8 protein-coding genes are annotated in these 6,520 nt (G+C 48.5%); all 8 read right to left on the reverse strand.

All coding sequences use genetic code 11. The features are described 5' to 3' along the window. A partial coding sequence (locus tag GT1_RS21560) for a CidA/LrgA family protein (RefSeq protein WP_223226437.1) occupies window positions 1-424 on the reverse strand: 424 nt, incomplete at its 3' end. A 230-nt stretch (window positions 425-654) separates the two neighbouring features. Then, the gene (locus tag GT1_RS21565; RefSeq protein WP_188400449.1) at window positions 655-2,502 is read right to left on the reverse strand and encodes an ASKHA domain-containing protein; all 1,848 of its coding nucleotides are present in this window, start codon (window positions 2,500-2,502) and stop codon (window positions 655-657) included. Window positions 2,503-2,624: 122 nt separating this feature from the next. After that, window positions 2,625-3,020, reverse strand: a complete 396-nt coding sequence (locus GT1_RS21570; protein WP_188400450.1) for a hypothetical protein — start codon at window positions 3,018-3,020, stop codon at window positions 2,625-2,627. After that, on the reverse strand, window positions 3,013-3,609 hold the full coding sequence (locus GT1_RS21575; protein WP_188400451.1) for a GTP-binding protein: 597 nt from the start codon (window positions 3,607-3,609) through the stop codon (window positions 3,013-3,015). Before GT1_RS21575 ends, GT1_RS21570 begins: the two co-directional genes overlap by 8 nt. A gap of 160 nt (window positions 3,610-3,769) precedes the next feature. Continuing rightward, window positions 3,770-4,036, reverse strand: coding sequence for a hypothetical protein (locus GT1_RS21580; protein WP_075756683.1), 267 nt, complete (start codon window positions 4,034-4,036; stop codon window positions 3,770-3,772). A gap of 66 nt (window positions 4,037-4,102) precedes the next feature. Next, window positions 4,103-4,732 (reverse strand): B12-binding domain-containing protein, encoded by a 630-nt coding sequence (locus GT1_RS21585; RefSeq protein WP_075756682.1) that lies wholly within the window; start codon window positions 4,730-4,732, stop codon window positions 4,103-4,105. A 66-nt stretch (window positions 4,733-4,798) separates the two neighbouring features. Next, entirely contained in the window at window positions 4,799-5,602 is an 804-nt protein-coding gene (locus GT1_RS21590) for a methyltetrahydrofolate cobalamin methyltransferase (protein WP_188400452.1), read from the reverse strand. 264 nt (window positions 5,603-5,866) lie between these two features. Further along, window positions 5,867-6,424 (reverse strand): DUF2284 domain-containing protein, encoded by a 558-nt coding sequence (locus tag GT1_RS21595; protein WP_188400453.1) that lies wholly within the window; start codon window positions 6,422-6,424, stop codon window positions 5,867-5,869. Between the last annotated feature and the right edge of the window lie 96 nt (window positions 6,425-6,520).

Consider the following 6,520-nt stretch of genomic DNA (forward strand, 5'->3'; position numbering starts at 1 on the left):
GCCTTACACCCTGTATTCTAACAGGAGGTACTTTTTTGTTCAAAACTCTTTTTTGTTCGTTACAGGAATGCTCCTTATATACAAGCTGGGTAATAATCCCTACAGTAAAAAAGGGCAAGACCGCCCCGGCCACTATGGCCAGCGTCAACACTGCGGCATGTTCGTAAAACATAGCTCCCCAGTCCATTAAGCCAACAGCTATCGGTATAAAGAAAAACAACATATGTTTAAGTAAAAAATCAGCAGCCTCTTGAATATAACTAAGTTTAATAATTCCACACAAAAGCAGCAGAAATAACAGCACCATCCCAAATACGGTACCGGGGATAGGCAAACCGGTAATGACGGTAATTTGATTGCCAAGCCAGTAAATAATCCATAACAACATAACTTGTCCAGTCATTTGCAGTAGTTTCAACATCATATCCTCCTACTTTCGTCATGGTGATTGCTTTTACATTCCTACTATAGTAGCGTATATGACGCCGGGTAATTCTGTCAACTGATTTGATCACACCGCCATAAAGAAAACACGGCTTGCACCAGGCTTTGGCAATGGTGAGCTGTTGGAGTAAAAAAAATGCACCTGCCCGCCCAGGTGCATTTTTTCAGCAGCTAATTTGTTCGATTACAGTAAATATGGACACTAACCGGTTATCTTTGCGGGAAATTCAGATTTTCCAAAAAGCGTTGCTGAAATCCTGGCTGCGCTGCCAGTTCTACATAGCCGGTTTTGGCAGCAATCGCAATACAGCGCTCTTTTCTTTCCAGTGATAACAAGGCTTGCACAGCACCTGTCCCGGCAGCATTCCCGGCAGAGAAAACCTGTTCTTGCCTGATTCCCGGCAGCAGGCCAATTGCCAAAGCACTGTCAATATCAATATAGTTGCCAAAAGCACCTGCCAGGTATACCTTTAGTTCACGGTCCGCGTCCACCCTATCGAATAAAAATTGAATACCTGTGCATATAGATGATTTCACCAGTTGAATCTGGCGTACATCGGCCTGAGTAATCGAAATGTCGGTACCGGTAGCGCTGTCTTCCCCGTTAACCAGCACGAACTCCCATTGTCCATCCTGATTTTTCAGGCGCTGCCGCAGCTGTGCCGGTAAGGTTTCCATCACCGCTTTGTCAAACCGCCCGCCGGCATTTATTATCCTGTGCTTTACCAGTTCGGCAACGGCCTTGACAATCCCTGAGCCGCAGATTCCGGCAGGCCTGCCATGGCCAATGGCTTGGATTACAACCTCATCCCCGTTAATGACCACATCGGTAATCGCTCCCTCTGCCGCCCGCATGCCGTCCCGGATATGAGCACCTTCAAAAGCCGGACCGGCAGCAGTGGAGCAGGCGTACAGGCTCCTGCCGTCCCCGATAACCATCTCGCCGTTGGTGCCCAAATCCACCAGCAGCAGGGGAGCTGCCGCTCTATCCTGGTCAACAGCCACAATGGCAGCCGTGGTATCGGAGCCGATAAAGCTGGCAATACCGGGCAATACGATAATTTTTCCCTGGGGATTTATCGCCAGTTCTATCTCCTGCGGGCTGAGCGGCGCTATATATTTGAACAGCGCCGCATAAGGCTTGCGTACCAAGGTTGACGGTGAAATCTCCAATACCAAATGTGCCATGGTGGCATTCCCGGCAATGGCTACCGCGTAAATATCCTGTGACACAATGTTAGCCGCCGCGCATAAATCGGCAACAATCTGATTCAGGCAATGCCGGATAAGCTGGGACAGGCGCTCCAGCCCGCCTTCCAGCTCGTGTGTGGCCTGAATCCGGGAAATAACATCCGCACCCATTGAGGCTTGGGGGTTATTTCTTGAAGACACGGCAACCACCTTGCGGGCACTAACATCCACCAGCATACCTACAACCGTGGTGGTGCCGATGTCAAAGGCCACGCCATAGAGCCGGCCGGCTGTATCACCGGCTTCAATGGCGATAACCTGCCTGTCAAGCAAAGTAAGAGTAATGCACGCAGGCTTCTCTGCCGCCACCTGGTCTAACCTGCGCAGCAGGTCCGGAGTTGCAAAGAACATATCGCCACTGCCGTCGCCGAAGCCGCCTGTCCGGGCAGCCAGCGCCTGCGCAAGCATTTCCTGCAAGGAATAATGCTGTTCTACCGTAGGATATACGGGAGTGAGCACCACCTTACTAATCAGCGGGCTGCCCTCTTCCACAAAGATTTCGGCAGTCTGGCCTTTTTGACTGGCCCCGGCCTGCTTCAGGCGGATAGTGATGTCAGTTTGCGGATAAATCCGGCAGGCCAGGTAGCTATTCTCGCCGTCAGGCTCGACAGGCGACCTGTCTTTACCGGCCACCTGACCGCCGGTCACTTGCAGTTTGCACTTTCCGCACGTGCCTCTGCCACCACAGTTAGCTTCTACAAATACGCCGCCGGCGATGAGTGACTGCAAAACAGTCTGGTCCGGGCTGCAGGCCAGAACCCGGTCGCTGCCTTCCACCAACAGCTTATACCTTGTATCTGTGTTCATTGGATCAGCCTTCTTTCGGTCAGTATAATAGAAACCAAAAAAGAAGAACTGTTATATGATTGTTCTTCTTTCTGGTGAAATGTATGTAGCGTGCCTGTCTAAGACAGGCATCGGAACAGCTTTTAGTTGGCAAGCCCGTATCCAATCGCATTCTTGCGGAAAACAGCCAGTGAATCTTCCACCACTGTTTCAATCGTCTTGTCATCATGCCCAAAAACCAAGACATTGATATCCAAATCAATACCATCCCGTGAATCATCTGCCCCAGCAGGCCAGCGGGAAGAAGTTTTGCTATCCACCCGGTCCATTCTTGTCAGTGACAAAAATAAAAATTCTTCCTCTGTCAGCTTTGCCAGTACTTTAATATGCCCCATAATAACCCCTTTGTGGGCTAAAGGCCTGCCGATATCCTGAATCAGGCAATTGGCAAGCTTTTCAATAACCGGCCTGGCAACCGGCCTGGCAAAGACAATATTGTACTTTTTACTGAACACCACCGCATCATCCAGCTTATTCAAAACGAATGACCTCCTCGATTACCGCCGTCGCCAGCCTGTCTGCCGCACTGGTAATCATAACCGGCGCACCACCGGCAATTTCCCTGATGTCCTCCATAACTTCCCGCTCATCGGCACCGGCAAGATCGGCTTTGTTAACAAGCACAAGATCGGCTTTCTCCACCTGCCCGGTAACCAGCGGCCCGATCATTTCCTTCAGTTCCAGCCAGCGTCCCATATCAGCAATGGTTATTGTTTTGAAACCGGTATAAAAGTTGCAATATTCATGAATCAGTTTGGCAATATTACCCGGAATGGCTAAACCGGTCATCTCAATGATCAGCCAGTCGGGGCGGATGGTTTCTTTTATCTCTCTGACGGCAGTTACGAGATCACTGGTTATCTGGCAGCATACGCACCCGCCAAACAGCGGTTTTACTTGCAAGCCGCTATCATTCAAAAGCTGATCATCAATCCCCGCTTCGCCAATTTCATTTTCAATAATTGCCACCGTTTCCTGCTTGTTTACCGTAATATATTTGGCAATTTGCAGTATGGTAGTTGTTTTGCCAGAGCCCAGGAAACCGCCAAAAAGCAAAATACGCATCATATCCCTCCCCTGATTGCTTGCATTGCAAGCAGCCTGCACGATTAAAATAAGTATACCATATTTATATTTATGGAAATTCCACTGAGAAAAATTCTTTGTAACTGCACTTAGCAGGAATCCGGATTGCCATACAACCCGGATTCCTGCTAAAGAAACATTTTCACTGTCGGGATGTAACCGGCGCTGCCGTCTCCATGTTATCATTTTCCACCGGGACTTTGCGTTCACTCAGCCAGCCAATTTCCTGCGCAATGGTTAACATCCTGTCAATAATCTGGCGTACCTCTTCAGCTCCGCACGTTTCCTGCCCATTCTGACCGTCAGGCAGGATCTTCTGCTTATCGGCGCTGCCCGCATTACCGGTATTTCCTGATTCAGCTTTGCCGGCGGCAGCCTTGGGCTTGCCGGCTTGTGCTTCATATTTCATAGCAGTGATCCCCCCTTATATCAGTTTAGTTAGTAAAACCCGCACATGCCTAAGGATACTGCAGTATTAGTTAGCGCCGGAAGCCTGTTTCGACATTTCCACAGCATCATAGGCATTTTTACAATATCCGTCGGCCGCACACCATTTGGCAACATTGGGATCAACAGGACCGCCGCCAACCAAAACAGTGGCACTTGTGCCGGTGGCTTTTACCGCCGCCACAGTTTCTTTCATCACATCAAATGCAGTTGTCAGCAGGCAGAACATGCCGACTACATCAGGTTTATGGGTTTTTACCGCCTCAACAAAGGTCTCGATCGGAGCATCGACACCGATATCCACTACTTTGAATCCATTGCAGCTAAGAATTGTTGATACAATATTTTTACCGATGTCATGTATATCATCTTTTACTGTTCCCAGGATGACGGTACCAATTGCCTTTTGATCGCCGCCTTCCGCAAGGGCCGAACCCAAAAGCGCCGCCGCATTGGAGAATACTTCGGCAGACATAATCAATTCGGACAGGTAATACTCATTGGCTTCATAAAGCTTGCCGACTCCTTCCATGCCTTCCTGCAGCTGGCCGAGGATTTCAACCGCCGGCACACCGTCGGCAAGCTGCGCCTTCACTGCCTCAATTACCAAATCTTCTTCCAGCTCGGTTACCGCTTTTACCAAATCAACTTTTGCCATTTTACATTCCCCCATATTCTTAATTTTTCCCACAAAGTTCATGCAAGTAAGTTCACCGGACTGCAATTATTCGTACAGACCCTTTCTATGGGCTTTCAAATATTTGCTGCAGTATCTGTCATTGCCAAGCAGCGCCTGGGAGGCATATACCACACCCATCATGGCTTTATCGGTCGGGTTCAGGATATAGCCGTCCATCCCTACCGTCATGGTTTGTACCACAAATAGCCGGTTGAGAACCGCCCGGTTAGGCAGGCCATAGGAAATATTGCTCAGGCCACAGGTGAGATGTACGGCAGGGTATTTTTTCTTGATGGCGTAAATGGCATCCAATACCGATTTTCCATATTTATCATTGGTACTTAATGGTTTAATCAGGGGATCCAGATAGATATCATCCTGCGCAATTCCTTCTTTTGCCATATCGTCGACCAGCTTGCTGGCAATCCGCAAACGGTCTTCGGCCGTTTCCGGCATACCGGCATCCTCAATACAAAGAGCCACTATCTTGGCATTGAATTCTTTTACCAGCGGAATCACCGCCTGATAACGCTTTTCTTCCGCTGTTGTGGAATTGATCATGCGTTTGCCGTTAGCCGTTTTCGCCAGCAGCAACCCGGCCCGCAGCGCATTTTCGTCAGGGCTGTCAATACAAAGCGGCAGGTCGGTAACTTCCTGAATGGTATTTACCAGCCACTCCATGCATTCAATTTCCTGCCCAACCATGGTACCGCAGTTTACATCCAGATAATTGGCGCCTGCAGCCTCTTGCTGTCTGGCAACCTCTTGTATATATGCGGCATTCCTTGTTTCAACAGCTTCACGAATGGCTTTACGGCTGGTGTTAATAAGTTCTCCGATAATTAACATATGAACTGTTCCTCCAATTCGGTATGTTGTATATACATCTATATGTATAGTAACTCGCTTCTGCTATTTTGTCAACACTATTTTCTTATATTTCAAATAAATCATATTTGCCGCAAAAGCGGAACAAATCACACCATACAAGCACTTACTGTCCAGTATTCTGAGCCAATAAAAACTTACAGCAGGGTGTTAGTAAGAGCGCCGGTTAAACGCCGGCGGCAAAACATTACTAACACCCTGCTGTAAAAAAATCTTTATTTAATTTCATATCGGATTAAACAAGATAAGTCCTACATATGAGACGGTGTTTTTCCCATTATAGTACGGAATCCCGCAGGCTTTTTCCAATTGAATAACGTCAATTCCGTAGGCCTCCACCGAGGCAAAGGCCTCTTCCGGAAACCGGCAGGGCTCGTTGTCCAAATAGGAGCATTTGGCGCAAAATTCACAGGCACCGGCATTCAAAGGCAGAATGTCCCGGAGGTTGTGCTTGTTCCTCACAGCAGCCAGAATGTCTCTGAACACCTTGTCATGATTTTTCTTAGCCGCCATCATGCCTTGCCAGTCAAATGAACTTTTCATTTGATGCACGGTCTGAAACAACAGTCCGTTCGCATACCGGCAAGCCCGGGCTTTTAATTCGGCAAAAGCTCCGACAGCCGGCGGACAAACCCAGTTGGTATTGTATTTCCTGCATACATTTTGTTCACAGGCTTGCCGGAATTCCTCGACAAATTTGATATTTGCCACTTCTGCAATGGCAGCATGATCGGCCTTAGCCGCCAACGCCGCCTGCACTAACGCCTCATAAACAGTCTCCATACACTTTCCCCTTTGCGTTTGGGACAAGGGGACAGCAGACTGTGTGAAATATCCTCTCACGCCCTCTAATAAAGTAGCTTAAAATACAAAATGCTA

It is taken from the genome of Sporomusa sp. GT1 (genome assembly GCF_014634905.1).
Classification (GTDB): Bacteria; Bacillota; Negativicutes; order Sporomusales; family Sporomusaceae; genus Sporomusa; species Sporomusa sphaeroides.

What these genes read in the sequence shown, in the direction of transcription:
- GT1_RS21575 (WP_188400451.1), bottom strand. Translation starts at nt 3,609, where the DNA reads ATGATGCGTATTTTGCTTTTTGGCGGTTTCCTGGGCTCTGGCAAAACA.
- GT1_RS21585 (WP_075756682.1), bottom strand. Translation starts at nt 4,732, where the DNA reads ATGGCAAAAGTTGATTTGGTAAAAGCGGTAACCGAGCTGGAAGAAGAT.
- GT1_RS21595 (WP_188400453.1), bottom strand. Translation starts at nt 6,424, where the DNA reads ATGGAGACTGTTTATGAGGCGTTAGTGCAGGCGGCGTTGGCGGCTAAG.
- GT1_RS21565 (WP_188400449.1), bottom strand. Translation starts at nt 2,502, where the DNA reads ATGAACACAGATACAAGGTATAAGCTGTTGGTGGAAGGCAGCGACCGG.
- GT1_RS21580 (WP_075756683.1), bottom strand. Translation starts at nt 4,036, where the DNA reads ATGAAATATGAAGCACAAGCCGGCAAGCCCAAGGCTGCCGCCGGCAAA.
- GT1_RS21590 (WP_188400452.1), bottom strand. Translation starts at nt 5,602, where the DNA reads ATGTTAATTATCGGAGAACTTATTAACACCAGCCGTAAAGCCATTCGT.